Source organism: Caulobacter sp. FV1ye6ST (genome assembly GCF_058681225.1).
Genome location: NZ_CM178733.1, coordinates 3,916,966 through 3,943,942, shown reverse-complemented (window position 1 = coordinate 3,943,942; position 26,977 = coordinate 3,916,966). Strand labels below are relative to the sequence as shown.

Below are 26,977 nucleotides of genomic sequence, written 5' to 3'. Positions count from 1 at the left end.
GAAGACCCGATGATCCGCGTTACGATCCGATCCCTGGCCCTCTGCGCGGTCGCCGCCGGCGCGCTGGCGATCGCCGCGCCGGCCTTGGCGGCTGGCGCTGGCCCGGTCTGCAAGGCCGCCGACGGTTACGCCGCGGACTTCGACGGCCGGCGCACCTTTCGCTGGAAGCCGCAGGGGCTGAAGGCCGCCAAGGCCAACCTCGCCGATCCGTCCGTCGCGCCGGCCTACAAGGCCTTGATCGCCCGCGCCGACAAGGCGCTGGCCGGCCCGGACTACGCCGTTACCGACAAGACCCGCACGCCGCCCAGCGGCGACAAACACGACTACATTTCCATGGGGCCATACTGGTGGCCGGATGCGACCAAGCCGAACGGCGAGCCCTGTATCCGCAAGGACGGCGAGTTCAATCCGGAGCGCTCGACCAACGCCTTCGACGCCGTGCGCATGGACAGCATGGCCAGCGCCGTCGAGGCGCTGTCCCTGGCCTACTATTTCACCGACGACGCCAGGTACGCGACGAAGGCCGCCCAACTGCTGCGCGTGTGGTTCCTGGATCCGGCCACGCGCATGAATCCGTCGATGACCTACGCCCAGGGCGTGCCGGGCCGCACCCTGGGTCGCGCCGAGGGCGTGCTGGACACCTACCGCCTGCTGCGGGTGGTCGAGTCGATCGGCCTGCTGGCCCCCTCCAAGACGATCGCGCCGGCGGAGCAGAAGGGGCTCGAGGCCTGGTTCGGCGACTACGTCGCCTGGCTCCAGACCGGGGCGACCGCCAAGGAAGAACGCGCCGCCCAGAACAACCACGGCATCTGGTACGACTATCAGCTGGCGACCTTCTCGCTGTTCGCGCGCCGGGCGGATCTCGCCAGGACCGTGATCGCCGAGGCCGGGAAGGGGCGCATCGACCCTCAGATCGAGCCTGACGGCAAGATGCCCAAGGAGCTCGGCCGCACACGGGGCCTGCACTATAGCTACTTCGCCCTCGAGCCGCTGATCGGCATGGCCGAGCTTGGTCCCTGCGTCGGTGTCGACCTGTGGAACCACAAGGGCCCGAAGGGGCAGGGGATCCGCGCCGCCCTCGACTATCTCGCGCCCTATGTCGGCAACGAGGCGGCCTTCCCGTACAAGGAGCTGAAGCCGGAGGACGCGACCGACGAAGCGCTGCCGCTGTACGACCTGGCGGCCCGGGCCTATGGCGACGCGGGCTTCGCCGCCAAGGCCGACGTCATCGCCAGCAAGAACCCGGCGGCGGGGAGCCGGCTGGTGATCGAGGCTTACAAGAAATAGCCTTGGAGGCTCTAAATCGCCGAACGCCGCGCCAATTCGGTCCGTCGCGCGGCGACCTCGTTGCGGGCGCGTTCAAGGGCGTCGATCTCCGTCGCCGTCAGCAGATTGTCGATCACCCGGCCCAGGTGCTCGCGCATCGCATTGCGGGCGGCGGTGGGGTCGCGTTCCTTGAGGGCCAGCAGGATCTCCTGGTGGTCGTCGATCAGGGGGCGCACGCCGACCTGCCGGGCGCGCTCAAGCATGGCGCGGCAGAGAGGCGACTTGTAGCGCAGGTCCCAGAGGTTCTCGACGACGGTGACGAAGGCGCTGTTGCGGCTGGCCTGGGCGATGGTGACGTGGAAGCGGCGATCGGCGCGCTCGCCGCCACGCGGGTCGCTATCGTTCTCCACGACCATGTCGTCCATGATCGTCGCCAGCTCGGCCAACTCCTCGTCGGTGATGGTGGCGGCGGCCAGCGCCGCGACCTCGCCCTCGATCAGTCGGCGGGCCTCGGTCAGCTCGAAGGCGCCGATGTCCAGTTCGGGGGCGGCGACTTCGGCGCGGGGCGCTTCGGTGACATAGACGCCCGAGCCGTGACGGGCCTCGACCAGGCCGCGAATCTCCAGGGCGATCATCGCCTCGCGCACCGTCGGGCGGCTGACCTTGTAGTCTTCCGCCAGGTCCCGCTCCGAGGGCAGGCGCTGGCCAGGGCGGTGCGTGCCGTCGCGAATCGCATCGGCGATCGAATTGGCCACCTGTTGGTAGAGTTTGCGGGTTTCGGCCGTCGAAGTTGTCATCGTCTCGTCAATCCAACCGACCCCGCGCCGGGGTCGACGCACCCTATTGTAGGAGTGATCGGCGCGCTACAGGCCGACGTTCGACGGACCGGCAAGGCCACTAGCTTCTTGTCGGATAACTCGCTAGAAGTGGTCAGGCCACTTTACGGTTCCACCTAGCTACTCCAGGTCCATGCTGAAGATCATCGACGCCAAGGTCATCGTCACCTGCCCCGGCCGCAACTTCGTGACGCTCAAGATCACGACCGAGGACGGGATCACCGGCGTCGGCGACGCCACCCTGAACGGCCGCGAGCTGTCGGTCGTGAGCTTCCTGCGGGACCACATGGTCCCCAGCCTGATCGGTCGTGACGCCCATCAGATCGAGGACATCTGGCAGTTCTTCTATCGCGGCTCGTACTGGCGCGGCGGCCCCGTGGCCATGACCGCCCTGGCCGCCGTCGACATGGCGCTGTGGGATATCAAGGGCAAGGTCGCGGGCCTGCCCGTCTACCAACTGCTGGGCGGCGCGTGCCGCACCGGCGTCACCGTCTACGGCCACGCCAATGGCGAGACCATCGACGACACCATCGCCGAGGCGGTGAAGTACAAGGCCATGGGCTACAAGGCCATCCGCCTGCAGACCGGCGTGCCGGGCCTGCCCAGCACCTACGGCGTCTCCGGTGACAAGATGTTCTACGAGCCTGCCGATGGAAACCTGCCGACCGAGAACCTGTGGTCGACCGCCAAGTATCTGAACCACGTGCCGAAACTGTTCGAGAAGGCGCGTGAGGTCCTGGGCTGGGACGTGCACCTGCTGCACGACGTCCACCATCGCCTGACCCCGATCGAGGCCGCGCGCCTTGGCAAGGACCTGGAGCCCTATCGCCTGTTCTGGCTGGAGGACTCGGTCCCCGCCGAGAACCAGGCTGGCTTCCGCCTGATCCGGCAGCACACCACGACGCCGCTGGCCGTCGGCGAGATCTTCGCCCACATCTGGGACGCCAAGCAACTGATCGAGGAACAGCTGATCGACTACCTGCGCGCCACCGTGCTGCACGCGGGCGGCATCAGCAATCTTAAGAAGATCGCGGCCTTCGCCGACCTGCACCACGTCAAGACCGGCTGCCACGGCGCCACGGACCTGTCGCCCATCACCATGGCGGCGGCCCTGCATTTCGACATGTCGATCCCCAATTTCGGCCTGCAGGAATATATGCGCCACACGCCGGAGACGGACGCCGTGTTCCCGCACGCCTACACCTTCAACGACGGTATGCTGCACCCGGGCGACAAGCCGGGCCTGGGCGTCGACATCGATGAGGAACTGGCCGGAAAGTACGAATACAAGCGCGCCTACCTGCCGGTGAACCGCCTGCAGGACGGGACGATGTTCAACTGGTAAGACCAGTTCCCGACGCAAGTCGCCCCTGCTGACGCGGGGGCGGCGGTCGCCGCGTCCGCCGTCGCCGCTGACCTTGGCTGAACGAGCTGTTCGCGCGCACCAGCGCTGGCGGACGTATCCGCCGAGCGGCTTTCCCCGCTATCGCTGTCCGACCGGCGCCATGATGACCAGAAGGGTTGCGCCGGCGCGCGTGGTGCGCTGACGGTCAGCCTCCGCTCATCTACAAATAGCCCCACGGAAGACGGTTGGCGCGGTTCGATTGCAGATCACGGGGCAATCTTCCTGTCGCCAATGCATGGTGAATGCCTTCGCATTCCTGGTGTATTTCGATGGTTTATAGCACTTACGTGTTCGCGAATGTCGGGTTTACGACAAACATTTATGGCCTGACTTGGCCATATTTGTTCGCGCTCCCCAAATCGGGGTGTTAATCTGTAGTCATCACCAGCACATCCTGTTCGAGCGCTGGTGACTGAGAGACGAAGCCTAGGCTTCACTCCCGCTCGAAAGGCAGGAGTCCGTGTCGTGCCTACGTACCTCTTCTACCCGCGTCGGGCCGATGGCGTGTCCCTGACCTTCATCGCCAACGCCGCCCGGAATGACCTCGAAGCCCTGGCGCTGGCGGTCGAAGTCGCGGCGGAGCACGACTGTGTCGGTGTCTTCGTCTGGGAGCCGGCCGCCGCGGAGGACGGCAAGGACCGCTTCGTCGGCGAGGTCGAGCGACGCGGCTCCCAGGTCCCACATCAACCTATGCCGCAACGCGGAGCCTCCGCGCCCGTCTAGGCGTTACCGGGGCGATCGCGAGCACATAGCGTGCTCGAACCCCAAGAGATGGAGCCTTCCGCGGAAGGCTCCGGAGGTCGCCGCGTGGACAAGCTGTTCGCCAAGTTCGCCAACGTCACGGCCCGCGCCACGGGCAGTCCGCCCGCGTTCCTGATCTGCGTCGCCCTCGTCGTGCTGTGGGCGGTGACGGGGCCGATCTTCAAGTTCTCCGAGACCTGGCAACTGGTGATCAACACCGGCACCACGATCATCACCTTCCTGATGGTGTTCCTGATCCAGAACACCCAGAACCGCGACGGCGTGGCCCTGCAAACCAAGCTGGACGAGCTTATCCGGGCCACCACAGCGGCCGAGGACAATTTCATCGGCATCGAGAAGCTGACCGACAAGGAACTCGAGACCATGCACGCCCACTGCCAGCAGCGGGCGGACCAGCATATGCAAGCCTTCCAGAAGGTGGCGGCCGAGAAGCACGCCCGTCTCAAGGCCCGCTCCAAGGACAAGGCGTCCGCCAAGTCCGCCAAGAAGGCCCCGCCCGTCACCGCTCGCGCCACTAGCCGCGCCAAGGCCCCGGCGGCCGGTCACGCCGCGCCCAAAAAGGCCGGGTGATATCAGACCACGGCGGGGTGGACGTCAGACCTCAACGACGATAGCGGTACCATCGAACGGGCGGATCTAGGCGCCCGACGGGGAGAGCCGCCTTGCCGAAAGTCTCTTTTCCAAAGCTCAGGGCCCTGCGCTGGTGGATCATCGGCCTGGTCATGCTCGGCGCGATCGTCAACTACCTGACCCGCTCGACCATGGGAATCGCCGCCCCGACGGTGATGAAGGACCTGGATATCTCCGTGAAGGAGTATTCTTGGATCACCGGTGCCTTTCAGCTGGGGATCATGCTGCAGCCTTTCTGCGGCTATGTGCTCGACACCCTGGGCCTGCGCACCGGCTTCGCGGTCTTCGCCGCCGCCTGGTCGCTGATCGCCATGGCCCACGGGCTGGTCCACAACTGGCAGGGCTTTGCCTTCCTGCGCGGCTTCCTGGGTCTTGCCGAGGGTTCGGCCCAACCGGCGGGCATGAAGACCGTTGCGACCTGGTTCCCGGCCAAGGAGCGCGGCTTCGCCGGCGGGGTGTTCAACATCGGCGCCTCGATCGGTTCGGTGCTGGCGCCGCCGCTGGTGGTCTGGGCCGTGCTGGCTTGGAACTGGCGGGCGGCCTTCGTGCTGACCGGCGCCTTCGGCCTGGTCTGGGTGGTGCTGTGGCTGACATTCTATCGCTCGCCCGAGCGGCACCCGTCGATGACCGACGAGGAGCGCGCCCAGATCGCCGCCGGCCAGGAGACTCACCTGGCCGCCGCCGGGACCAAGCCGTCGATCGTCTCGATCCTCAAGCAGGGCCAGTTCTGGGGCATAGCCTTGCCGCGCTTCCTGGCCGACCCGACCTGGGGCACGCTGTCGTTCTGGGTGCCGCTGTATCTGTCGCAGACGCGCGGTTTCGATCTCAAGCAGATCGCCCTGTTCGCCTGGATGCCGTTCGTGGCCGCCGACCTGGGCTGCCTGGCCGGGCCGGTGATCGCGCATTTCCTGCAGAAGCGCGGCGTGTCGTTGATCAACGCCCGCCGCATCGCCTTCACGCTGGGCGCGGTCCTCATGACCGGCATGATCTTCGTCGGCAAGGTCGAGAGCGCCTACGCCGCCATCGCCCTGCTGTGCCTGGGCGGCTTCGCCCACCAGACCCTGTCGGTCACCGTCATCACCATGGCCTCGGATCTCTTCCGTCGCGACGAGGTCGCCACCGTGGCGGGGCTGGCCGGTATGATGGGCAATCTGGGCTTGCTGATCTTTTCCCTTATGATCGGCGGCCTGGTGACGACGATCGGCTACGACCCGTTCTTCGTGGCGCTGGGCGTGCTCGACATCGCCGGGGCGGTTCTGCTGTGGACGCTGGTCAAGGACCGCGCCGCGCCTGAGGTAAGAGTATGAGCGTGATCCAGAACCCGATCCTTCGCGGCTTCAATCCGGACCCGTCGATCGTGCGGGTGGGCGAGGACTACTACGTCGCCACATCGACCTTCGAGTGGTTCCCGGGCGTCCAGATCCATCATTCGCGGGACCTGAGGAATTGGCGCCTGCTGACCCGGCCGCTGACCCGACCCAGCCAGCTTGACATGCGGGGCGATCCCGATAGCTGCGGCGTCTGGGCGCCCTGCCTGACCCATGCCGACGGCAAGTTCTGGCTGATCTTCACCGACGTGAAGCGCTACGGCCGGACGACCGTCGGCGGCGCGTCGGGCGCCAGCCTGCGCGACTTCCACAACTACCTGGTCACGGCCGACAGCATCGACGGCCCGTGGTCGGATCCGGTCTATCTGAACAGCTCCGGCTTCGACCCGTCGCTGTTCCACGACGACGACGGCCGCAAGTGGCTCGTCAACCAGCTGTGGGACCATCGGCCCGGCAAGAGCCGCTTCGCCGGCATCGTGCTGCAGGAGTTTTCGGTCGCCCAGGGCAAGCTGGTCGGTCCGCGCAAGGTGATCTTCGAAGGCACGCCGATCGGCCTGACCGAGGCGCCGCACCTCTACAAGCGCGACGGCTGGTACTATCTGGTCACGGCCGAGGGCGGCACCGGCTGGGGGCACACCATGACCCTGGCCCGGTCGCGCGGCCTCGACGGCCCCTACGACCTGCACCCCGACACCTATCTCCTGACGTCGCGCGACCGCCCGCACGTGGCGCTGCAGCGCGCCGGCCACGGCGACCTGGTGGAGACCGCCGACGGCGAGACCTACGCCGTCTATCTGGTCGGTCGGCCGCTGCCCAATCGCGGCCGCTGCCCGCTGGGGCGCGAGACGGCGATCCAGAAGCTGGTCTGGGGCGAGCACGGCTGGCCGCGCACCTTGGACGGCTCCGGCGACCCGACGCTGGAAACGCCCGCGCCGGATCTGCCGGAACACAACTGGCCCGCCACGCCGGTGCGCGCCGACTTCGACGGTCCCGAGCTGCCGATCGACTTCCAGTGGCTGCGGACGCCCTATCCCGAAGACCTGTTCAGCCTGACCGCCAAGCCGGGCACCTTGCGCCTCTACGGTCGAGAGAGCTTGGGCAGCGTCTTCCGCCAGGCCCTGGTCGCTCGCCGGCAGCAGGCGCACTGCTACTCGGCAGCCACGGTGCTGGACTTCGAGCCCGAGCACTTTCAGCAGGCCGCGGGGCTGATCTGCTACTACAACGGCTGCAAGCTGCACTATCTGTACGTCAGCCACGACGACGCGATCGGCAAGCACCTGCGGGTGATGAGCTGCAGTCCCGACAGCCCGCAGTCCGATAGTTTCACCACCCCGATCCCGTTGGCCGCCGGCCCGATCGAACTTCGGGTCGAGGTCGATTTAGAGCGCCTGCGGTTCGGCTACCGGCAGGGTCGGGACGCCTGGAACTGGCTACCGGAGACGTTCGACGCCTCGATCCTGTCGGACGAGGCCACCGCGCCGGGCGCGCCGAACTTCACCGGCGCCTTCGTCGGCATGGCTTGCCAGGATACCTCCGGAACCGCGGCGCCGGCCGACTTCGACTGGTTCGACTACGAGGAACGCGACTATTCTCTCTAACTGGGGCCAGCCCTAGAAATTGTGAATTGAGCGATCGGCGTTCGGTCGTAGGGTTCTGGAAAGTCCAGGGAGGACGCCATGAACGCTCCGGTCTCGATCTCCGAACGCGACGCCGCCCTTTACGCCGGCCTGACCGTCACGCCCGTCAGCACGGTGCTGGGGGCCGAGATATCCGGTCTCGACCTGACCCAGCCGCTCACGCCCGAGATCGTCGCGGCGATCCGCGCGGCCCTGTTGCGCCACAAGGTGGTGTTCTTCCGCGACCAGGACATTTCCTACGAGGACCACGTCCGCTTCGGCCGGTACTTCGGCGAGCTGGAGGGGCATCCGGTCACCGCCCACGTGCCGGGCTTCCCGGAAATCCTGCACATCGAGGCCGCCGACGGCATGAAGCTACGCGAGGAAATCGTGCCGCTCGTCCGCGCGGCCAACAAGTGGCACACCGACGTCACCTTCCGCGAGGCGCCGTCGATGGGCGGGGTGCTGCGGATGCGGCACATGCCGCCGCTGGGCGGCGACACCCTGTTCGCGGACACCGCCGCGATCTATGCCGACCTGCCGCAGGCCCTGAAGGACAAGCTGGCGACCCTCACGGCCGAGCACGACATCATCCAGAGCTACGGCTATCGCGTCGACGAGGCCAAGCGCCAGGAACTGCGCGCCGCCTATCCGCCGATGGTCCATCCGGTGGTCCGCACCCATCCGGAGACCGGCGACAAGCATCTGTTCGTCAACAAGGTCTTCACCACCCGGATCCTCGGTTTGCCCGAGGACGAGGCCAAGGCGCTGCTGGCTGACCTGCTGGACCGCGTGAAGTCGCCCGAATATCAGGTCCGCTTCCGCTGGACGCCGAACGCCATCGTCTTCTGGGACAACCGCGCCACCCAGCACTACGCGATCCTCGACTACTGGCCCCAGGAACGGATCGTCGAGCGCGTGACGATCAAGGGCGACAAGCCGTTCTGATCACCCGATCAGAGCCCGGTTCAAGCAGTCGATCAGCTTCTCGCCGTTGAACGGCTTGGGCAGGAAGCAGGTCACGCCCGCCTTCTCGGCGCGGAGCTTCTGGATGTCGTCGGCGAAGGCGGTGACCAGGATCACCGGGGTTTTCTCGCCCGCCGCGGTCATCGCCTCCTTCATCTCGACGCCGGTCATGCCGGGCATCTGAAGGTCGCTGATCACGCAGTCGGCCTGGCCCCGCGCGGCCGAGGCCATGAAGGCCGTGGCGCTTTCGAACGCCTGGACGCGGTGGCCCAGCGATCGCAGCAGCCCCTCCAGCGAGACGCGAACCGAGTCGTCGTCGTCGACGACACAGATGAGCGGGGAGGAGGGCAAAACAGAATCCTTGAACGCGCGACGGCGGGCCGCGTCATGACCAGTGCCCGATAACCGCGGTCGCGGGAATTATACGGAGGTTTGTGTGGCCTCGCGCATGGATCGTTCAAGACGGCCCGTCACGATGGGTCTTGGGGCCGCAGCTTGAGCGCCTCGGCCATGCGGACCAGGTCGGCCAGACTCCTGGCCTCCATCTTCCGCATCAGGTTGCCGCGGTGGATCTTCACGGTGATCTCGGAGAGGCCCAGCTGGTGGGCGGCTTGCTTGTTCATCAGGCCGCTGGCGACCAGGGCCATGACCTGTTTCTCACGCACACTCAGCGTCTCGTAGAGGGCGCGCAGGTCGTCGAGGCCGCCCTGCTGGGCGCGGGAGGCCTGGTCGCGTTCCAGGGCCGCGGCGACGGCGTCCAGCATGTCCTGGTCGCGGAAGGGCTTGGTCAGGAAGTCCACGGCTCCGGCCTTCATGCCGCGCACGCTCATCGGGATGTCGCCGTGGCCGGTCATCAACACGATCGGCATGCGGATGTCGGCGGCCGCCAGCTTCTCCTGGAAATCGAGGCCGGAGAGACCCGGCAGGCGGACGTCCAGCACCAGGCACCCGGCCTCGTGGGCGTGGCCCGATTGCAGGAACTCCTGGGCGTTGCCGAACGCCTTCGTTTCCAGGCCAACCGAACGGAACAGGCTGCCCAGCGCCTCGCGCAAAGCGCTGTCGTCATCGACGATATGGACGGTTTGGGTGACCATTGTTCTCGTTAGCTGGACCAGACGCGCGGCCTCGTCAATAAAGGCCATGGGAGACAGGGCCGCATGATCGACAGTTCGTCCGCGATGTTCGCCTTGGCGGCCTCCGAAGATATCGAGCGCAGGCGCCAGGACCTGGCCGAGATGCTGGACGCGGCCCACGACGCCATCTTCGTCAGCGATCTTGAGGGTCGGATCACATTCTGGAATCGCGGCGCGTCGGCGCTGTACGGCCATGCGCGCGAGGACGCCGTGGGCCGTGATCCCGGCGTGCTCTTGGCGACGCGCTATCCAGCCGAGATCGCGGCGATCAAGGCCCAGCTGATCGAGACCGGCCACTGGGAGGGCGAGCTGACGCGGACCACGGCCGCCGGCGAGACCGTGGTCGTCGACGGCCGCTGGACTCTGCGTCGAGACGCGGATGGCGCCCCCGTCGAAGTCCTGGAGACCGGCCGCGACGTCACGGCCGCGCATCGGGCGGCGCTCGCGCTGAAATACAGCGAATACCGCTACAGCAACGTCTTCCGCGCCATGGCGGTGTCGTTCTGGGAGCTGGACTTCAACGGCCTGAGCCAGATGCTGGCGGAGCTGCAAGGGCAAGGCGTGACCGATCTCCGCGCCCATGTCGCGGCCCATCCGGAGGTCGTCCGGCGGATGATCGAGGTCTCGAATGTGGTCGACGTCAACGACAAGTCCGTCTCGCTGTTCGGCGCGCCGCGCGAAGAGCTGCTGGGTTCTGTGTCGCGGTTCTGGCCCCGGTCCAGCGAGGGCGTGTTCGCCGAGAGCGTCTTCGCGGCGCTGGAGCGGCGGCACAGCTACGAGGCCGAGGCGCGGTTCCACAAGGCGGACGGGACCGAGTTCGACGCCCTGTTCACCACCTGCTACCCCCGGGACGGGGTCAAGCGGGGGACGGTGCTGGTCGGGATCGTCGACATCAGCGATCGGCTGGCGGCCCAGGACGCCTTGCGCAAGGCCGAGGCCGACCTCGCCCACGCCGCCCGGGTCTCGACCCTGGGCGAGCTGACCGCCTCGATCGCTCATGAGGTCAACCAGCCCCTGGCCGCCATCGTCACCAACGGCGAGGCCGGGCTGCGGTGGATCAATCGCGCCGAGCCCGACCTTGAGGAGGCCCGCGCCGCCATGAGTCGGATGATTGTCGAGGGGCAACGGGCCTCGGACATCATCAGCCGCATCCGCGCTCTGGCCTCGAACAAGGATCCGCAGCGCGCGCCAGTGGCGCTGAACGCGGCGATCGAGGACGCCGCGCTACTGCTGAGGCGCGAGCTGGCGGCGCACGACGTCCGACTGGTCCTGGCCCTGTCGCCGGACGTCGGCGAGATCCGGGGCGATCGGGTGCAGTTGCAGCAGGTGGTCATCAACCTGGCCATGAACGGGATCCAGGCGATGGGCGGCGGCGCGACGACGGTGCGCGACCTGACCCTCTCCACGCGGCGCGACGGCGAGCAGGTGGTGATGGAGGTGGCCGACACGGGTCCAGGCGTCGCCGCGGAGGACGTGCAGAGCCTGTTCAAGGCGTTCCACTCGACCAAGGCGGCGGGAATGGGCATGGGCCTGTCGATCAGCAAATCGATCGTGGAGGCCCACGGTGGCGGAATCGCCGTGGAGACCGCGCCGGGCGGTGGAGCCTTGTTCCGCGTGGTCCTGCCTGCCGCTTAGAAACCCAGATCAGCTAAAACCCACTATCCCGGCGTCATCGCCACGGGCAGGGCAAACGCTATGCCTTAAATGAAGCCGGCTGGTCCCGCGCGAGGCGGGGCCAGCCGGCTCTTGAAAGGTGTCGGACGCGGTGGGGTGCGCCGAGTCCCGGAATTCTCGGCGAGTCCCGTAAAAATGGCAACGCCCAGGTTAGCTTACGGGTGCGACAAACGGGCGCAGTCGTTTGCAGGGATGTCAGGCCGCCGCGTAGTGGGCTCGACGCCAAGCCAGGGGTGTCTCGCCAGCCAGTTTGCGGAAGGTCCGCGAGAAGTGGGCCTGGTCGGCGAAGCCACACAGATAGGCGATCTGGCTGAGGGGTTCGGCGCTCTTCAGCATCATCGCCTTGGCGGTCTCGACCCGTCGGCGCATCACGTGTCCGTGCGGGGTGTCGCCGAAGGTCTGCTTGAAGGCGCGGCTGAAGTGGCCGGCGCTCAGCGTGACCAGATCGGCCAGGTTCGAGACCGGTATGGTGTCGCCCAGATTGGCGTCGATATGGGCGCTGACCCGCTTGGCCTGCCAGGGGGCGAGGCCGCCCAGGCTGACCTCACGAGGTCGGCCGTGGGTCTCGGCGGCCTGGGCGACCATGGCGCTGGCCGTGGCCAGCAGAGCGCGGGTGGCGTCCAGGTCGTTGCCGATCGAGCGTTCGGCGCGGGCCAGGATGTCCTTCAGGTCCGGCGCGAAGGCGCCGACCTCGTCGCCCAGGACCTGACCGGCGATGATGCCGTCGAAGCGGGTGGAGGCGGTCTCGAAAACGCGGTTGGCGGGTTGGTAGGACATGGCGTCGATCTCCGTTGTGCCCCGGGGGAGAGGGCTCCGTGTTTCGACGATCAGTGTTCTCCATCCCCGTTTCGGGGACCATTCAACGAAGGCTTGGCCGGGACCTGCGTTGGTCTGTCGCACCTATACGAGAGTATGGTTAGCGTCGCCGGCCGCCACGCTGGGGCGGTCGGCGACCCCGATCCTTATTTCCCGTCGACCTTTTGGCCGGCTTCTTTCTGCTTGTAGAAGCCCTGCAGCACGAAGAACGCCGGTTTGCGCCGTCCGGTCGGCGAGACCAGGCCCTTGCGATTCCAGCCCTCCTGATAGATCGGATTCTGGCGCCGGGGGCTGCGGAAGTCCTTGAGGATCCAGGGCGACATGCCGGCCAGGGTCGGGACCTTGGCGGCCATGGCCAGGGTCTTCTCGTAGTACTTCTTCTGGAAGTCCTCGGAGAACTTGCGCATCAGCACCGGGTCGCTGAAGCCGGACAGGGCGTCGGCGCCGAATTCCGAGAACACCATCGGCTTGTCCGTGGCCTTCCAGGTCATGGCCGGCAGGCTGTCGAGCGTGTCGTCGGTGTACCAGCCGTTATAGGTGTTGGCGGCCAGCACATCGAGCTTGTCGGCCAGCGGGTCGTTGAGGCCCATCTCGACGACACCGTTGTTGGTCTTGCGCGCCGTCAGCAGGGCGGCGGTGACCAGGCGGCTGTCGTCCAACGCCCTGACGTCGTCGACCAGCTGGTAGAGGAAGGTGTTGCGCGGATCGGTGATCGGCGTCTCGTTGGCCACGCTCCACATGATGATCGAGGCGCGGTTGCGATCGCGGCGGATGTTGTCGGCCAGCATCCCTCTGGCCAGGGCCAGGGTGCGCGGATTGCCGAAGTCAACCAGCCAGTAGACAGGGATCTCGCTCCAGACCAGCAGACCCATCTCGTCGGCGACGCGGGTCGTGATCTCGCTGTGCGGATAGTGGGCCAGGCGGACGAAGTTGCCGTGCAGGCCCTCCTTGACCTCGGCCAGCAGGGCGCGGGCTCCGGCCTCGGTGATGGTGCGGGCGGGGTTGTCGCCGAACTCCTCCTCGTGGACCGAGATGCCGCGCAGGAAGATCGGCTTGCCGTTGAGCAGGATCTGGCTGCCCTTGGTCTCGATGGTGCGCAGGCCGACCCGGTCGGTCAGCCGGTCCTCGCCGGTCTGGACGACGACGTCGTAGAGCTTGGGCGTCTCGGGCGACCAGCGGACCAGGCTCTTGGGCGCGGCGGTCGAGGCGTTGAGGACGCCGCCGGCGTCGGTCTTGCCGGAGACGTCCAGGCCCAGCTCGGGGATGCGGACATGCACCTCCTGGCTGGCGGCCCGCGCGCCGTCCAGCTTCACGGTGGCGACGATCCTGCCGTCCTTGGTCAGGCGCACCCAGGCTTCGTCCACGAAGGTGCCGGGCGTGATGACCAGGCGCATCGGCCGGGTAATGCCGCCGTAGTTCTCCCAGTCGGTCACCGGCGGCGGCACGCCGTCGGCCTGGGGCGTGGAATCGACGCCGACCGTGACCTGGTTGTTGTTGGCCCTCAAGGTCTCGGTGACTTCCAGCGAGAAGGGGGTGAAGCCGCCCTCGTGTTCGCCGACGCTCTTGCCGTTCAGGAACACCTTGGCGGTGTAGTTGACCGCCTCGAAGCGCAGGAAGGCGCGTTGGCCGGGCTTCAGGACCGGGGCGTCGAAGCGCCGCTCGTACCACATCAGGCCCTGGTAGTAGCGCAAGGACGGATCGTGCCCGACCCAGCCCTGGGGCAAGGTGGCCGTGGGCGAGCGGTCCATGTCGTATTCGTAGAGGGCGTTGGGCCTGGCCTTGGTCACCGCGTCGACATCGACGTCGTCGTAGCGGCGGTGGCCTTCGCCGGGCGGGCCCCGGTGGAAGCCGGCCAAGCCGTCGCGATAGGGATCGACCGAATAGCGCCAGGTCCCCGAGAGGTCCTGGCCGTCGCGGTTGTCGGCTCGGGTCAGGGTGGGAGAGGAGGCTGACGCGCACAGCGGGGCCAGCAGGACCAAGGCGCACGCCGCGCCGATCAGAGCCTTCAATCGCGTTTCCATCGCCTATCCTCCCATAGACCCATTCGGGTGGCCGTTCGGCCTTGTGAGAAGGTTGAAGCACGGCCAGTGGCCAGGGCGCAAGGAAAGGTGGTCAGGCCACTTTGCATAAGAAAAGGGCGGCCGGGTCCTGAGACCGGGCCGCCCTCATCAGCTTGGCTTAGAAGCTCTTGCGAACCGTCAGGCCGTAGGTGCGCGGCGCGTTCGGATAGCCGCTGTAGCTGCCGTCCTGGGCCACCGTCGGGAAGGCCGAGATCAGGCTTTTGTCGTTGGTCAGGTTGCGGGCCCACAGGCCGATTTCCAGTTGGCCGGCGGTCTGGATCGCACCGATGCTGGCGTTGACGACGTCGGTGCCGTAGCTGGCCAGGTCTGGCGAGACGGTTTCCGTCAGCTGGACCTTGCTGCTGTGGTCGTATTCCACGCGCGCATAGCCCTGCCAGTTCTCGGTGATGTCGTGATTGATCGTCGCCGAGGTCGAGAACGACCACTTGGCGATACCCGCCGGGGTGTCGCCCGTCAGGTTGCGGAAGTTCGGGCGACGGCCGGTGGTCGGGTCGACCGGGCAGCGGACGGTGTCGAAGGTCACGCAGGCCGCGCCGGAGAAGCTGTCGTACTTCGGATCGAGATAGGTGACCGAAGCGGCCAGGTTCAGCCATTGGACCGGACGCCAGGCGCTATCGACCTCGAAGCCCTTCACCGACTCCTCACCCGCGTTGACCAGGCTGTAGCCGAGGCCGGTGAAGGCGTTCGACTGGAAGCCTTTGATCGACTGCTTGAAGGCCGCGATGTTGGCGTAACCGCCCGGGAAGCTGGCCTTCACGCCCAGTTCGTAGACGTTGACGTTTTCCGGCTGGGCGGTGCGGCCCACGCCGTTGGCGTTCGGCGGACGGCTGTCCGACGACAGGTTGAAGGCGCCGGCCTTCCAGCCGGTGGAGTAGCTGGCATAGGCGTTGATGGCGCCGAAGTCATAGGCCGCGCGGACGGCGTAGGTGACCTTGTCGCCCTTCAGTTGGCCGGACTCGGTGGCGTTCGGATAGTTGGTCGGGGCGTGGGTCGGGTCGTTGCCGTAGAAGAACTGCAGGGCGCCCAGGGCGCTATAAAGGTTGCCCGGCAGGCCCAGGGCGGGGAACTGCGGCACGGCGCCCAGGTTCAGCGACGAGAACGGATCGTTCAAGGTGACGTTCGAGCGGGCCTTCTTGGTGTCGTTCATATAGGCGAGGCCGCCGGTCAGGGTCAGCTTTTCGGTGACCTTGTAGTCGAACTGGCTGAACAGCGAGTACGACTCCTGCTTCATCTTGTAATAGTCGTTGATGCCTTGACCGGGCTGGAAGTAGGTCAGGCCGGGGCGCACCAGGGTCGGGGTGGCCAGGCTCTGCAGGAACTCCAGGGCGTACAGGTTCGACCGGCCGGTCAGGGCCGGGCGCAGCGTGGCGGGCAGGGCGCCCAGCAGCGTGGCGGGAACCGCGCCCGACAGCGCTTCGGCGAACGCGCGGATGTCGTTGCCGTAGGTGACGGTGCGGCCGGTATCCAGCTTTTCATTCTGGTAGAAACCGCCGATCAGCCAGTTGAACGGGCCGTCGCCGCTCGACGCCAGGCGCACTTCCTGGGTGAAGGTCTTGATGGTGTTGGCCGTGCGGTTGTTGGAGATGTCCGCGCCGGTGAAGTCGATGTCCTGGAACGAAGCGTTCTTCTGGTTCCGATAGGCCGTGATCGCGGTCAGCTTGGCGAAGCCGAGGTCATGGTCGAGTTGGCCCGAGACGCCCTTGCCCGACAGCTTGTTCTCGGGGTCGGTGTTGAAGATGACGTCGCGGTCGAAGATCTTGGTGGTGTCGCTGATCGGCTTCTTCAGCAAGCCGCCGATGGCCAGGGTGGCCGGACCGTTGAAGATCGAGGTCACGCCGCAGCAGGTCTCGTTGATCTTGTTGTAGTCGGCGATGACGCGGAACGAGGTCTTGTCGGTCGGTTCCCACAGCAGGTCGCCGCGGATCGACCAGCGGTCGCGGTCGTTGACGTCGGCGCCGGTGGTCAGGTTGGTGAAGTAGCCGTCGCGCTTGTTCAGGCTGCCCGACAGGCGCACCGCCAAAGTCTCGCTGAGCGGGCCGGTGATCGTGCCCTTGATCTGGCGGGTGTTGTAGTTGCCGTAGGTGCCTTCGACCTTACCGCCGAAGTCGAACTGCGGCTTCTTGGTCACGATGCTGATCGCGCCGGCCGAGACGTTCTTGCCGAACAGGGTCGACTGCGGGCCGCGCAGCACTTCGACGCGTTCGATTTCCGGAAGATCGTCGAGGGCGGCGGCCGAACGCGAGCGATAGACGCCGTCGATGAAGATGCCGACCGAGCTTTCGATGCCGTCGTTGCCGTTGCCGTTGCCGAAGCCGCGGATGACGAAGTTGGTCTGGCCCGCGGCGTTGAACTGCTGGACCTTCAGCGACGGAACGACCGACTGCAGGTCGATGAGGTCGCGCACCTGGGCGCGTTCGATGGTCTGCTGACCCGTGACGGCGACCGAGATCGGCACGTCCTGGAGGGTCTGTTCCCGCTTGGTGGCGGTGACGACGATTTCCGAGATCGAGTTGCCGTCAGCCTGGGTGGTTTGCGCGTAGGCGGGCGCGGCGATGGCGAGCGCGAGGGCCGAGACCCCCAGCAAATGGACGTTTCTCATAACGAACTCCCTGTTTTTCTTTATTATTTTCCGTAACTCGTCCCGTCCCGCCTCGAGCAATCGCGGGTTTCTTTTGGGGAAGAGCGGATGTGTTGACGTGAGGGAAGGGCGATCCTGGCCGACGGCGCGAACCGCGGAGAGCGGTCGCGAGCCCTTGGCCTTGGATAGAGACGCTTTGCGTCATGTTTCCGCCCCAGCGCGAACGGCTTGCATCCGTCCGCAACTGACGCTGATTTTAATATGATCTCGATATTCTAGCGCAAGTTAGAATTTTCGGTTTGCAGCAGAACGCGTTCAGGTGATGCTCAGGAGCACCGGTAGTCGCGCGACGGAAGAATCGTGCGCGTCGGGCGGAGGAGAGACAGCGTTTGGCTAAGGGCGGAGACCCTATGGTCCTGACTCCCCGGCTTCCTGGGGACGATGTCAGGCCGATGGCGCAGAGCCAGAAGTCGGTGAAGAAGCGCGAGGCGATCCTGCGCGCGGCGATCGAGATCATCAACGCCAAGGGCTTCGCGGCGGCCACGATGACCGACATCGCCGCCGCTCTCGATCTCAAGGACGCCGCGCTCTACTACTATTTCCCCAACAAGCAGGCCTTGGCCTATGCCGGCCACCAGCGGTCGCTGGAGCGGTTCGAGGCCATCCTGATCAAGGTCGACGCCGACGGCGGCTCGGGTTCGTGCAAGCTGCGGCGTTTCCTTCAGGCCCTGCTGGACGACGCCGTCGACAACGGACCGCAGCTCTATTTCGGCGATAGTTCCTATCTGGACCAGACCCAGCGGCAGGCGATCGAGGCCTGGACCGCGCGGCTGTCCCGGCGGCTGGAGCGATTTCTGGAAGAGGGTATGGCCGACGGCACCATCGCGCCGTGCGAGCCGGCCCTGGTGGTCCAACTGATGGTCGGCATGCTGATCTGGCTGACCAAGTGGGCCCCGGGGACGCCGGGGCTGACCAATCAGCGCCTGCTGGACGCCATCGAAGCCTTGGCCATGAAGGGCCTGGCCGGCCCTAAAGCCCCAGCTCCGCCCGAAGCTTGCGGGTGAGCTTGGCGGCGACCAGGCCGTGAGCGCTCGTGACCCAGTCGGCGACCTCGTCGGCGTCCAGTTCGGACAATTCCGCGAAATGCACCCACCGGGCGCGGGACAGGTAAGGGGCGGGTCTGGCGCGGCCGGTCTCCGTCAGCACCTCGAACGCCACATCCGAGGCCTTGAACGAAATTCCGCCGCCCAGGGTGACGCCCTCGCCGCGGACGGCGAACATCTTGCCGCCGACCTTGAAGACATGGTCGTCGCCCCACTGAACGGACATCGTGGCGCCCGGCAGGGCCAGGCAGGCCTTGTCGAACGCCTCGGGGGTCATCAGGCCTCGACGCTCGCGCCTACACCCAGGCCGATCGGGCAGACCACGCCCGTTCCCCCGATGCCGCAATAGCCGGCCGGGTTCTTGGCCAGGTACTGCTGGTGATAGTCCTCGGCGAAGTAGAATGGGCCGGCCGCGGCGATCTCGGTGGTGATGTCGCCCAGGCCCTTGGCGGACAGGGCCTGCTGATAGGATTCCCTCGACGCCACGGCGGCGGAGCCTTGCGCGTCGTTGGTGACATAGAGACCCGAGCGGTACTGCGTGCCGATGTCGCCGCCCTGGCGCATGCCCTGGGTCGGATCGTGGTTCTCCCAGAAGGTCTTCAGCAGGGCCTCATAGGTCACGACCTTCGGGTCGAATACGATGAGCACCACCTCGGTGTGCCCCGTGCGGCCGGTGCAGACCTCCTCATAGGTGGGGTTAGGAGTGATCCCGGCCGCGTAGCCGGCGGCGGTCACATGCACGCCCGGGACCCGCCAGAACACCCGCTCGACGCCCCAGAAGCAGCCCATGGCCAGGATCGCCGTCTCCAGGCCGTCCGGATAGGGACCCTTCAGCGGATGGCCGTTGATGAAGTGCGTTTCCGCCGTCGCAATGGGCTCCGGACGACCGGGCAGGGCCGTCTCGACGGTGGGCATTTCACGAAGCTTCTCTGGGGTCTTGGTCGACGACAGCATGACGGCCTTTCGAGGCGGGAATCCTTGCGCCTCGATATAAACGCTCGCCTCGCCAGTTTCATCCGGGAACGCGCTTGCTACCGGCCGGTCCCTGAGTATATTGCGCGCCTTCCCGCGCCGGGGGTCTCAACCACCCCCGACTCGTCGTGCGCTGGTGAGGTGGCCGAGTGGTTGAAGGCGCACGCCTGGAACGCGTGTATAGGGGAAACTCTATCGAGGGTTCGAATCCCTCTCTCACCGCCACAACCTTCAGTGAAATCAATAACTTATTGGCGGGCCGGGAGGCGGTGCATCTGCGCCGCCAGAGGCGGGATCACTGGCGGCTGGAGAAGGCCGAGCCGTCTACGGCTCGCCCTCTCCAGCTCGGATCGCGATCTGTCGAAGGCCCTAGTGGCGACCTTCGGCGAACTCCTCGATCATTTTGGCGCAGAAGGCCGGCAGGTCATCGGGCTTGCGCGAGGTGACGAGGCCATCGTCGACGACCACCTCACGGTCCACCCACTTGGCGCCCGCGTTCCTGAGGTCGATTTCCAGCGATGGCCAGGAGGTCATCTCCTTGCCCTCGACAGCGCCGGCGTTGATCAGGGTCCACGGCCCATGGCAGATCGCCGCGATCGGCTTTTTCGCGGCCACGAAGTGCTTGATGAATTCGATCGCCTGGGGCTCCAGCCGCAGGGCGTCGGGATTGATCGCCCCGCCCGGCAGGACCAGACCATCGTAGTCCCGAGGACTGGCGGCGGCGAGTTCGCGGTCGACCGCGACGGCTCGGCCCTTGTCGTGGTGCTCCCAGCCTTGGATCTCACCGGACTTGGGCGACACCACCTCGACGGTGGCCCCAGCGGCCTTCAGGGCCTCGACGGGTTTTTCCAGTTCCGACTGCTCGAAGCCGTCGGTGGCGAGCACGGCGATCTTGCGGCCGGAAAGCGTTTGATTGGGCATGAGTAAGCCTCCTGGGGAACGGGGAGACTAGAAACCGGTGTCGGCGGGCGCCGGTTCCGTCCTTCGCCGAACCGATCCCCAGGTGTCGTTCAGAGATAAACGCTAGGCCGCGAGCGTTGTCGCCGCGGTTCTCATGCGCCGGAAGGCGGCGTTCAGGTCCGCCAGGGCCTGGGCGAAAGCCGAGCCGTTGCGCAGCGCGCGCTGAGCCTCCGCGTATTGCGCGCGGGCGATCTGGTCGGCGACGGCCGCCGCCTTGGCGTGGAAGTCGCGATGGGCCTCCAGCAGACCAAGGAAGGCGTGGTTTCCGGCCCACCGGCGAGCGCCATCTCCATGCAGCCAACAGCCGGTTGGGCAAAGACGGTCGGTTTTGAAAGTGGACGGATCGAGCCGGGCTTGCTCGCTGATCGCCGCGCTGAGCGTTTCGCGGATCTGGGTGTGTGCTTGTGCTTGTTCGTGAAAATCCATGGCCAAACCTCTCGGGTTTAATCATCGCCCGATTGTCCATCGCCATGGTTTCCGAACGGTTTTCGGACGGCGATTCATCCCAGGTTCTGGGGCGTTTTCCACAGTTGTGGACCGCTGGGCGCGGCTCAAGCCCGTCGCCCTAGTCGCCCTTCAGCTCTCCACGCGTGTCGTTCCTAGTCGACGGTGATCTCGAAGGGGCCGACCGGCAGGTCCTCGCTGTTGAACAGGTTGACGAACGGGGAGTCGCTCCAGGCATAGCGGATGGCGCGGATCTCGGGGCGGTTGGCGCCGGCCAGGGTTACGTGATCGCCCGTGGCCACCGCTGACGTGTAGCGGCAGCGTTGATCGGCGTCGCAGAGCTCGAAGCCGATGGCGGTGTCGCTGCTGTAGGTGCGCAGGCCGCTGGCGGTGTCCTTGAAGCGCACGATCAGGTCGTCGCCCGAACGCGTCGCGGCGATGGGGGAGGGGCTTTGCGGCACCGTCTCGCCATAGGCCACGCGCCGGGCCGTCAGGGCCATCCGGCCGCCGGCGACCGTCTTCTGGCCCGGGTGGATGTCGTATCGGTCGCCGATGTCGATGATCGAGGTCAGGCCGACACGGTCCAGCGTCTGGGCGGTTAGGCGCTGGCGCTCGCGGACCTCGGCGGTTCTCGAGGCGCCCGCGTGGTCGCTGACGGGGCCGTAGTTGGGAAGCTGCACGAGCACGAAGGGCAGATCGACCACGCCGAACGCCGTCCGCCATTGGCTGATCAGCGCCGGCAGAAGGCGACCGAATGCCGCCGGGTCATAGACATTGGACTCGCCCTGGTACCAGGCGACCCCTTTGACGGTGTAGGCGGTCACGGGCGCGACCATGGCGTTGTAGAGGCTGCCCGCGCCCTTGGTCGGATCCCACGGCGTCACCGGAACATCGCCGAGGGCGTCCAGGGGCGCCGAGACGCGATAGCGCCACGTTTCGGGCAGGGGAACTTTCGATCCGTCCGCCAGGGCCAGGAAGCGCTGATCATCGCTGTCGTAGAGGCCGCCGGAACCACCTGAGTCCAGCACGCGGACCGCGATGACGTTGCGGCCGGCCACCAGCAGGCCCTTGGGCACGGCGTAGCCGCGGCGCGTGGTGCGCCCCTCGATCCCGCCGACCCGCACGCCGTTGACGAAGGTGGTGTCGCTGTCGTCGATCAGGCCCAGGGCCAGGCGCGTGGCGCCGTCGGCCTGCGCCTTGGTCAGGGTGAAGGCGGTCCGATACCACACCGCGCCGTTGAAGCTGGTCAACTCCGGGTCGCCCAGACGCTCCCAGACCTTTGTCGGATGGACGGGCTTCCAGCGCGTGTCGTCGAAGTCGGGTTTGGCCCAGGCGGACTTGGCCTTGGCGTCCGGCTCATGAGTCGCCCACCAGTCGTCGAAATAGCGCGCCTGCCGCGCCTCGCCGGCCTGCCGGTCCGTGGCGTAGAGGGCCAGGCGATCAAGCGCGTCGTCATAGGTCTTGAGCGGCCGCAGTCCGCTCTCGCCGATCCAGGCCTGGGTCTGGGTGCCGCCCCAGGTCGAGGTGATGAACCCGACGGTCACGCCGAAATGGGCCTGCAGCGCCTTGGCCATGAAGTAGCAGGCGGCCGAGGCCGGTCCGATGCTCGCCGGCGCCGCCAGGGTCCAGCCGCTGACGGCCTTGGCCTCTTCCAGCGGGCGGGCGGCGACATCGCGGCCGACGTCGGTGAACCGCAGCAGCGGGTTTTCCGAGTCCCGGACCTCGTTGCCGCCATTGGTCGCGTCCTGCAGCTTCAGGCCCATGTTCGACTGACCGGAGCAGAACCACACCTCTCCGACCATGACGTCGTTGAGCTGGGTTCGCGCGCGCGCGTCGGAGACTGAGAGCGCATAGGGTCCGCCGGCGATCATGGGCTTGGTTGTCACCGCCCAGCGTCCGCTGGCGTCGGCGGTCGCCGCCAGGCTCTGGCCGGCGATCTCGATGATCAGCGCGGCGCCGGGGTCGGCCCGGCCGCTGAGCCGAACCGGTTCGCCCCGCTGCAGAACGGCGTGATCGCTGAAGAGGTTGGTGAAGCGGGGAACTTCGGCCAGGGCGGGCCCGCACCACAGGGTTCCGGCCAGGGCCAGAGCGGAAAAGCGTTTCATTCCGTTTCCTCGATCGTCGCCGGCCTGGTTCGTCCGCCAGGTCTCTGTGGGGCCGTAGGGTGTTGGGCGTCAGGCGGCGCCGGGCTGCACCGAGAGCTTGAAGCGGTCGCGATGCTGCAAGGCCTTGCGGCGCAGCTGCACGATGGCCTCGGTCTCCTCGGCCGCCAGCATGGCCTCGAACAGGCGGCTGAAGTGCTCGCGCATCGCCAGGCGCGCCGCGTTCGGATCGCGATTGCGGATGGCGTCATAGACGGCCCGGTGCTCCTCGATCCGGTCCTCGAACCCGCTCTTGCAGACGTTGCTGTAGACTTGCACGACCCGCGGGGCCTCGTTGCGCATCCGCCAGAGGGTGCGCACGAAATGCTCGATGATCGGGCTGCCGCTGTTCTCGGCGATCAGCAGATGGAAGCGCTCGTCGGCCTCTTCGGCCGCCTCGTCATTGCCCGCCATCACCCGCATGGTCTCTTCCAGAAGCTCAAGCGCTTCGGGACCCATGTTCAGCGCCGCCAGCGCCGCTGACTCCGCTTCGACGACCGCGCGGACCGTCGTCAGCTCGAACGCGTCGACCTCGGTCAGCGGAGACAGGTCGGTCTGCCGGCGCGGGCGGACATAGACGCCCGAGCCCGTCTTGACGGCGATGTAGCCCTGGGCCTCCAGCGCGATCTCGGCCTCCCGCACGGTGACGCGCGACACGCCGAGCCGTTCGGCCAGTTCGCGCTCGCCGGGCAGTCGGCTGCCGGGGGCGAATTCACCGGACTCGATGAGCGCGATGATCTGCTTCGCGACCTGTTGGTAGGGCCTGTCCATGGTCATCCGCCGATGCTCCGCTGCCTCACGTCCTGATCACTCGAGACGACTCGGAGTCGCGCCCAAGCTGACAGGCCATGGGAAGGTTCTATCAGGGGTGAACCAAAGCGGTATACCCCTGATAGGCCAAGGCCTAGTTCCGGAAGCGGAACCCGATCGTGAACTGCCGCCCGGGCGAGCCGTACAGCGCCGCCACGGGGTTGTCGGCGTAGTAGTACCGGCTGGTGGCCTGGTTGGTCATGTTCAGGCCCTCGATCGAGAACGACGCCCGGTCCGACAGCTTGTAGCTGAACGAGAAGTCGACGTTCAGCGTGTCCTTGGAACCGCCGAAATCGTTGATCAGAGGCGTATCGCACGCCACCCCGCCGACGACGCCGGGCGCGCAGGCGCCGGCCACCAGCGGGTAGGTGGTGTAGTAGCCGTCGCGTTGGGCCACGGAGACCCGCGTGTTGATGCGCTTGTCCTCGTAATAGAGCGTCAGGTTGAGGGCGTTGGGCGACGCGCCGAGCCAGGGGGCCTTGCCCAGGGTCGCCGGCGTCGTGTCGGTGCCCGGATCCAGGATGTAGGTGAGTTCGGACTGGATGTGGGTGGCGTTGAGCTGGATGCCCGTGTTCTTCAGCAGCCCTGGCAGGAAGGTGAAGGCCTGCTGGTAGTTGATCTCCCAGCCCTTCAACTCCCCGCCGGGGGCGTCGCGGAACTGGCGGGCGGTGGCGTCGTAGTCGCCGCGGATATAGGCCGCCTGGTCGCTGTTGGCGCCGAACTGCTCGATCAGGCTCGCGAGCCCCTCGGCGTCCAGGAAGGTCGACAGCGGCGCGGAGAAGCGCACGGTCTGCGGATAGGAGCCGATCTTCTTCTTGAACAGTGCGACCGAGATCAGGCCGCCCTCGGCGTAGTACCACTCCACGGCGGCGTCGAAATTGTTGGCGCGGAAGGGCGACAGCTTCGGATTGCCGATGGTGAGGGTGGCGCCAGAGGTCATGCCGCCGTCCGGGATCGTCAGCTGGGTGATGGTCGGGGCCAGCTGCTGCAGGGTCGGACGCGACATGGTCTGGGCCGCGCCGAACCGGAAATAGAGATTGTCGCGCGGCCGGATGGCGATGTTGAACGACGGCAGGATGTCCGAATAGGAATTGCCGCCCTGCACGGTCCGACCGCCGGTCGAACGGCCCGTCGAGTCGACGTCGGTCTTGGCGTACCGTACGCCGAGATTGCCGAAGGTGTTCCAGCCGTCCAGGAAGTCATAGTTGAAGTTGACCTGGCCGTAGGCGCCCTCGGTCTTTTCTTGCACCGCGAAGGTCTCGCGTCCCTGCTGGCGGAACTGGGTCAGGCGCCAGTCGCCCCACTTGTTGATGCACTCGCAGGTGAAGCCGAACAGGGCGTCGAACTTCTCGATGTCCGGGCCAAACCACGAGGTCGTCGTGCCTGCGGGCACGTCGAGGCCTTGGCCGAAGTTGATGACCTTGCCGAGGCTGGCGATGGAGACGCCGGCTTCCTTTTCGGTGGGGTTGATCTGGACGTTCTGACGCTCGGTCTGAGAGGTCGAGAAGCGATAGTCGCGCTGGGTGCCGCCGAACTTCAGTGTCAGGTTGTCGCTGAGCTCCCAGGTGAAGTCGGCCTTCCAGGAGTTGTAGCGGTTTTCGACGACCTTCTTGTGGTAGCGCAGAAAGGAGACCCCCTTGAGGATCGTCCACTGGCTGGGATCCGCGGCGTTGAAGCCGGCGTCGAACATCGGCATGTCGCCGCCGCCGCGCTCGTCATAGGTGAAGGTCGCCGGCTGATCGAACTGACCCCACTCGGCCATCTTGCCGTAGGAATTCAGCTTGGAGCGCGAGGCGCCGTAGGTGAGGTCGACCTTGAATCGGTCGCTGAACTCGTGGGTCAGGTTGAACGAGAGCTGGTCGAAGGTGGTGTTGTAGCTGCCCTGGTCCGCGCGCGCCGACCAGTCCAGGTTTCGCAGCCGCAGATAGTCGGCGACCCCGTTGGTGACGTTGGCGGCCAGCACGTCCGTCGCCGGGCGGCCGATCTGCTGGGCGCGCATGGCCAGGCCGTCGGCGGAGGCGACATAGCCGGGCGATGCGGGCGAGTTGTAGTAGTCGTAGACGTCGAAATTGTTGGGATTGTACGAGAAGCTCGTGCCGGCGACGAGCGCGCCGCCATAGGTCGCCTGCCCGCAGTCGATCGGCGAGGCGTAAGGCCCGCCGGCCGTGTAGTTGCAGGTGCCCGGATAGAGCCCGCGCTTGGAAGCCAGAGCGGTCGCGGCGTTGGCCGTGGCGAAGGTCGCATTGGTGTTGTTGCGGTTCAGGCCGAACGGCAGCAACTGGTTCAGCGTCGAGGTGCTCTTCTGGTTCGAATGCAGCCCATCGATGGTGAGGCGCGTCCGCGACGAGATATCCCACTGATAGGCCGCGGTGAGGCCAAGGCGCTTTTGGTGCAGGTCCTGTTGCTCGGGGCCGGCCAGGGCGGGGAAGATGATCTGAGAGCCGTCCAGCGACGGGTGAAGCAGGGCGTAGGCGGTTGGGTCCGAACCGGTCACCGCCTCGATATAGGCCGGATTGGTGATGGCGGCGGTGGCCGACACCGTGCCGGGGTTGCTCGCGGTCGGATTTGAGATCCGGTTGGTGAACAACGTACCGGCGGGCGCCGAGAAGCCGGCGCGTCGTGGGTTTTCCAGCGTCGCCCAGGTCGCCGAGCGATAGACATATTCGCCGGTCACGATCTGACGGCGGTATTGATCGGTTTCGGAGTCCTTCGTCGAGTAGGCGGCGGAGGCCAGGAAGCCCATCTTGCCGTCGGCGAAGCGCTTGGAGAACAGCCCAGCCAGGCGCGGGTTGTGATGCTTGCCGTTCTGGTAATAGGCGTCCTCGACCGAGAGCGCGTAGCGATCCTTGCGATAGTCGAACGGGCGGCCCGTCTGCAGGTCGACCGTGGCGCCCAGCGAGCCTTCGTCGGTCTCGGCCGAGGCGGTCTTGCGGACCTTCAGGCTGTTGAACAGCTCCGAGGCGAAGACGTTGAAGTCGAAGGTCCGGGTGGAATTGATCGCGGTGGAGTTGGTGTCGTTGGTGCCCGCCGTCGACAGCGCCTCGAGGTTATTGATGCGCACCCGCGTGAAGTCGCCGCCAAGGCCGCGCACGGTGATCGTGCGGCCTTCGCCATTGTCGCGGTCGATGGAGATGCCGGGTATGCGCTGCAGCGACTCGGCGAGGTTGGCGTCGGGGAAATCGGCGATGTCCTCGGCGTTGATGGCGTCGACCATCACATCCGACTGGCGCTTGATGTTCAGCGCGCTCTGCAGGGATGCGCGGTAGCCGGTGACGACCACGGCCTCGACCTCGTCGGCGCCCTTGGCCGCGCTCTGGTCCTGTGACGGCGCTTCCTGTGCGAAGGCCTGGCCAAAGCCCGAGCCGATGACCAGGCACGTCGATGCGAGCAGCATGGCGCGCGCCCCGGCGCGCCTTGGATGGCTGTTCATGTTTTCATCCTCCCCGAATACCAATT

Annotated in this window: 22 protein-coding genes and 1 tRNA gene; 10 read left to right on the top strand and 13 right to left on the bottom strand. The window is 66.6% G+C overall.

Annotated elements, in window-relative coordinates; genetic code table 11:
• The first annotated feature begins 9 nt into the window (after window positions 1-9).
• Window positions 10-1,287: an alginate lyase family protein gene (locus ACW175_RS18795; protein ID WP_492101510.1), complete on the top strand. Its 1,278-nt coding sequence runs from the start codon at window positions 10-12 to the stop codon at window positions 1,285-1,287.
• An 11-nt stretch (window positions 1,288-1,298) separates the two neighbouring features.
• On the opposite strand, the gene ACW175_RS18790 is transcribed toward ACW175_RS18795, so the two are convergent.
• Window positions 1,299-2,063 (bottom strand): FadR/GntR family transcriptional regulator, encoded by a 765-nt coding sequence (locus ACW175_RS18790; RefSeq protein ID WP_492101509.1) that lies wholly within the window; start codon window positions 2,061-2,063, stop codon window positions 1,299-1,301.
• A gap of 172 nt (window positions 2,064-2,235) precedes the next feature.
• On the opposite strand from ACW175_RS18790, the gene manD reads away from it, so the two are divergent.
• The 6 genes from manD (at window position 2,236) to ACW175_RS18760 (ending at window position 8,791) form a co-directional block, all read left to right on the top strand.
• Window positions 2,236-3,447, top strand: coding sequence for a D-mannonate dehydratase ManD (manD, locus tag ACW175_RS18785; RefSeq protein ID WP_492101508.1), 1,212 nt, complete (start codon window positions 2,236-2,238; stop codon window positions 3,445-3,447).
• Window positions 3,448-3,972: 525 nt separating this feature from the next.
• Entirely contained in the window at window positions 3,973-4,230 is a 258-nt protein-coding gene (locus ACW175_RS18780) for a hypothetical protein (RefSeq protein ID WP_492101507.1), read from the top strand.
• An 84-nt stretch (window positions 4,231-4,314) separates the two neighbouring features.
• Window positions 4,315-4,839, top strand: coding sequence for a low affinity iron permease family protein (locus ACW175_RS18775; protein ID WP_492101506.1), 525 nt, complete (start codon window positions 4,315-4,317; stop codon window positions 4,837-4,839).
• Between the two features lie 152 nt (window positions 4,840-4,991).
• Complete coding sequence (locus ACW175_RS18770; protein ID WP_492104997.1) at window positions 4,992-6,206, top strand: MFS transporter; 1,215 nt, start codon at window positions 4,992-4,994, stop codon at window positions 6,204-6,206.
• Window positions 6,203-7,825, top strand: coding sequence for a glycoside hydrolase family 43 protein (locus tag ACW175_RS18765; protein ID WP_492101505.1), 1,623 nt, complete (start codon window positions 6,203-6,205; stop codon window positions 7,823-7,825). Before ACW175_RS18770 ends, ACW175_RS18765 begins: the two co-directional genes overlap by 4 nt.
• Before the next feature lie 78 nt (window positions 7,826-7,903).
• Entirely contained in the window at window positions 7,904-8,791 is an 888-nt protein-coding gene (locus tag ACW175_RS18760) for a TauD/TfdA dioxygenase family protein (RefSeq protein ID WP_492101504.1), read from the top strand.
• On the opposite strand, the gene ACW175_RS18755 is transcribed toward ACW175_RS18760, so the two are convergent.
• Both ACW175_RS18755 and ACW175_RS18750 read right to left on the bottom strand, forming a co-directional pair.
• Window positions 8,792-9,160, bottom strand: a complete 369-nt coding sequence (locus ACW175_RS18755; RefSeq protein WP_492101503.1) for a response regulator — start codon at window positions 9,158-9,160, stop codon at window positions 8,792-8,794.
• A 119-nt stretch (window positions 9,161-9,279) separates the two neighbouring features.
• Window positions 9,280-9,903 (bottom strand): response regulator transcription factor, encoded by a 624-nt coding sequence (locus ACW175_RS18750; RefSeq protein WP_492101502.1) that lies wholly within the window; start codon window positions 9,901-9,903, stop codon window positions 9,280-9,282.
• Between the two features lie 63 nt (window positions 9,904-9,966).
• On the opposite strand from ACW175_RS18750, the gene ACW175_RS18745 reads away from it, so the two are divergent.
• Window positions 9,967-11,577: a sensor histidine kinase gene (locus ACW175_RS18745; RefSeq protein ID WP_492101501.1), complete on the top strand. Its 1,611-nt coding sequence runs from the start codon at window positions 9,967-9,969 to the stop codon at window positions 11,575-11,577.
• A 234-nt stretch (window positions 11,578-11,811) separates the two neighbouring features.
• Here the strand turns inward: ACW175_RS18745 and ACW175_RS18740 are convergent, their stop codons facing one another.
• From ACW175_RS18740 to ACW175_RS18730, 3 genes are all read right to left on the bottom strand, one after another.
• Window positions 11,812-12,393, bottom strand: coding sequence for a helix-turn-helix transcriptional regulator (locus ACW175_RS18740; RefSeq protein ID WP_492101500.1), 582 nt, complete (start codon window positions 12,391-12,393; stop codon window positions 11,812-11,814).
• Between the two features lie 185 nt (window positions 12,394-12,578).
• Window positions 12,579-14,453 (bottom strand): glycoside hydrolase family 2 protein, encoded by a 1,875-nt coding sequence (locus tag ACW175_RS18735; RefSeq protein ID WP_492101499.1) that lies wholly within the window; start codon window positions 14,451-14,453, stop codon window positions 12,579-12,581.
• A 157-nt stretch (window positions 14,454-14,610) separates the two neighbouring features.
• Window positions 14,611-17,112: a TonB-dependent receptor gene (locus ACW175_RS18730; RefSeq protein WP_492101498.1), complete on the bottom strand. Its 2,502-nt coding sequence runs from the start codon at window positions 17,110-17,112 to the stop codon at window positions 14,611-14,613.
• A 368-nt stretch (window positions 17,113-17,480) separates the two neighbouring features.
• Between ACW175_RS18730 and ACW175_RS18725 the strand changes: the two genes are divergently transcribed.
• Window positions 17,481-18,155, top strand: coding sequence for a TetR/AcrR family transcriptional regulator (locus ACW175_RS18725; protein ID WP_492101497.1), 675 nt, complete (start codon window positions 17,481-17,483; stop codon window positions 18,153-18,155).
• Here ACW175_RS18725 and ACW175_RS18720 read toward each other — a convergent pair.
• Window positions 18,121-18,471 carry an MmcQ/YjbR family DNA-binding protein gene (locus tag ACW175_RS18720; protein WP_492101496.1) on the bottom strand — a complete coding sequence of 117 codons (351 nt, stop codon included), beginning with the start codon at window positions 18,469-18,471 and terminating at the stop codon, window positions 18,121-18,123. The two genes, ACW175_RS18725 and ACW175_RS18720, sit on opposite strands and share 35 nt — an antisense overlap.
• Window positions 18,471-19,148 carry a peptide-methionine (S)-S-oxide reductase MsrA gene (gene msrA / locus ACW175_RS18715; protein ID WP_492101495.1) on the bottom strand — a complete coding sequence of 226 codons (678 nt, stop codon included), beginning with the start codon at window positions 19,146-19,148 and terminating at the stop codon, window positions 18,471-18,473. The genes ACW175_RS18720 and msrA overlap by 1 nt, the downstream gene beginning before the upstream one ends.
• Window positions 19,149-19,301: 153 nt before the next feature.
• Here msrA and ACW175_RS18710 point away from each other — a divergent pair.
• Window positions 19,302-19,391 (top strand) — tRNA-Ser (locus ACW175_RS18710).
• A 144-nt stretch (window positions 19,392-19,535) separates the two neighbouring features.
• On the opposite strand, the gene ACW175_RS18705 is transcribed toward ACW175_RS18710, so the two are convergent.
• The 5 genes from ACW175_RS18705 to ACW175_RS18685 form a co-directional block, all read right to left on the bottom strand.
• Window positions 19,536-20,087: a type 1 glutamine amidotransferase domain-containing protein gene (locus tag ACW175_RS18705; RefSeq protein ID WP_492101494.1), complete on the bottom strand. Its 552-nt coding sequence runs from the start codon at window positions 20,085-20,087 to the stop codon at window positions 19,536-19,538.
• 102 nt (window positions 20,088-20,189) lie between these two features.
• Window positions 20,190-20,552: a CZB domain-containing protein gene (locus tag ACW175_RS18700; RefSeq protein ID WP_492101493.1), complete on the bottom strand. Its 363-nt coding sequence runs from the start codon at window positions 20,550-20,552 to the stop codon at window positions 20,190-20,192.
• 173 nt (window positions 20,553-20,725) lie between these two features.
• The gene (locus ACW175_RS18695) at window positions 20,726-22,675 is read right to left on the bottom strand and encodes a sialate O-acetylesterase (RefSeq protein WP_492101492.1); all 1,950 of its coding nucleotides are present in this window, start codon (window positions 22,673-22,675) and stop codon (window positions 20,726-20,728) included.
• Between the two features lie 69 nt (window positions 22,676-22,744).
• Window positions 22,745-23,488 carry a FadR/GntR family transcriptional regulator gene (locus tag ACW175_RS18690; protein ID WP_492101491.1) on the bottom strand — a complete coding sequence of 248 codons (744 nt, stop codon included), beginning with the start codon at window positions 23,486-23,488 and terminating at the stop codon, window positions 22,745-22,747.
• Between the two features lie 127 nt (window positions 23,489-23,615).
• Window positions 23,616-26,951, bottom strand: a complete 3,336-nt coding sequence (locus tag ACW175_RS18685) for a TonB-dependent receptor domain-containing protein (RefSeq protein ID WP_492101490.1) — start codon at window positions 26,949-26,951, stop codon at window positions 23,616-23,618.
• Between the last annotated feature and the right edge of the window lie 26 nt (window positions 26,952-26,977).